The sequence below is a fragment of the Rhizobium sp. P1_E1 genome, from assembly GCF_056406015.1.
Window position 1 is genome coordinate 1 of sequence record NZ_JBFUAY010000539.1, and the last position, 1,013, is coordinate 1,013.

The 1,013-nt window shown below is 54.3% G+C and carries 1 protein-coding gene; it reads right to left on the reverse strand.

The annotated features are described in order from the left end of the window. A partial coding sequence (locus AC1D1Z_RS37790) for a nitrogenase component 1 (RefSeq protein ID WP_477853964.1) occupies positions 1-959 on the reverse strand: 959 nt, incomplete at its 3' end. Between the last annotated feature and the right edge of the window lie 54 nt (positions 960-1,013).

The following is a 1,013-nucleotide window of genomic DNA, read 5'->3' on the forward strand; positions in this document are numbered from 1 at the left end:
ATATTGCGCAAAGAGGCTTCGATCTGGGAAGGACCAAAAAAGTTGTACTCCATCCAGGGAATGCCGTACTTTTCCTCCATATGCCGAGCGATGTAATTCATGGACCGGTAGCAGTGAATAAGGTTGAGCGTGGCTTTCGGTGCACGCTCCACCTCCGCGAGTGTGGCATCTCCCGACCAATTGCCGACCACCCGCAACCCCATATCCTCCAGCAGAATGCGTGAAGCCCATGCATCGCCGCCGATATTGTAGTCACCTATGACATTAACGTCGAAAAAGCTGGGTTCGAAGTCGGTCTCTTTTTTATCGAAAACCCAGTCGCGTATCGCGTCATTGGCGATATGATGGCCAAGCGATTGCGACACGCCACGAAACCCTTCGCATCGCACCGGCACGATCGTTTTGTCGTGCTCCTTGGCCTTCTTGCGCGCCACAGCTTCAATATCGTCGCCGATCAATCCGATTGGACACTCGGACTGCAAGCTGACACCATTGTTCAGTGGAAACAGTTGCTCAACTTCATCGATGAGCTTCTCGAGCTTTTTGTCGCCACCAAAAACAATATCCTTTTCTTGAAAGTCAGACGTGAATTGCATGGTGACAAAGGCTTCGACACCCGTCAGACCGACGTAATAGTTGCGGCGTTGCGACCAGGAATAGTGGCCACAACCGACGGGCCCATGCGATATATGGACCATATCCTTGATCGGGCCCCACACGACACCCTTCGAGCCGGCATAAGCGCAGCCGCGAACGGTCATCACGCCCGGAATGGACTTGATGTTGGATTTCACCCCGGTCTCGCAAAGCGCATCGGAGCCCAGCTCGGCTGCCTCTCGGCCCTTCGCGACGCCAAGGTGCTTTTTGCGGCGCTTAGCCGTCTTATCCGGATACTGCGAGAGTACCTCATCTATAAGCCTTGCGTTGAAATCACCGTCGTTCTCGTAGTCGAGGCTCATAGGGCCATTCCTCTCTCGAAGGTTCGCGTGGAGCCTCGACGAGGAGGCATGGTT